Annotated in this window: 1 protein-coding gene; it reads left to right on the top strand. The window is 49.1% G+C overall.

What is annotated here, in order from left to right; translation table 11 throughout:
- The coding region (locus R7E78_RS27850; RefSeq protein ID WP_318058850.1) for an Ig-like domain-containing protein at positions 1-627 on the top strand (627 nt) is incomplete at both ends.

Here is a 627-nt window from a genome sequence, read left to right as displayed (position 1 = left end):
TGGCCTTCAACAGCTACGCAGCGGTTGATTGTGCCCCTCTAGAAGTTTGGGATTCGTCAAAAGTTTATAATGGCGGCGACCAAGTTCAGCACGAAGGTAACGCATACAAAGCGCGTTACTGGACGCAAAACAATAACCCTGCACAAGCTGGCCAGTGGGGCGAGTGGGAATCTCTTGGTGCTTGTGATGGAACAGGTCCTGTTGACCCACCACAAAATGAAATCCCGACGGTGACTCTAACCGCTCCTTCTGCGTCGGCATCTATCACCGCTGGTGAAGTGGTTAACCTAGCCGCAGATGCAGCAGACACTGATGGCACAATTAGCAAAGTTGAATTCTTTGTTGATGGTGCTTTAGTTGGTCAGTCTACTTCGGCTCCTTTCACTGCATCTTGGACTGCAACTGAAGGCGTACACGAGTTTTCAACTAAATCTTATGATGACGCTGGTGCGGTAAGTACTGCAAGTTCAGTAACGCTTACGATTGCTTCAGCTCAACCAGGTAATGAAGCGCCTACAGTGGATGTTGCGCTTTCAGCTACTTCAATCGAGTTAGGCGGTACTGTTACGCTTACTGCTAACGCAGCAGACGCGGATGGTAGCATTGCTAAAGTTGACTTCTACGTTG

It is taken from the genome of Vibrio sp. YT-19(2023), assembly GCF_033337395.1.
Note: the sequence above shows the minus strand (reverse complement) of the source record. Positions and strands in the feature narration are given on the sequence as shown.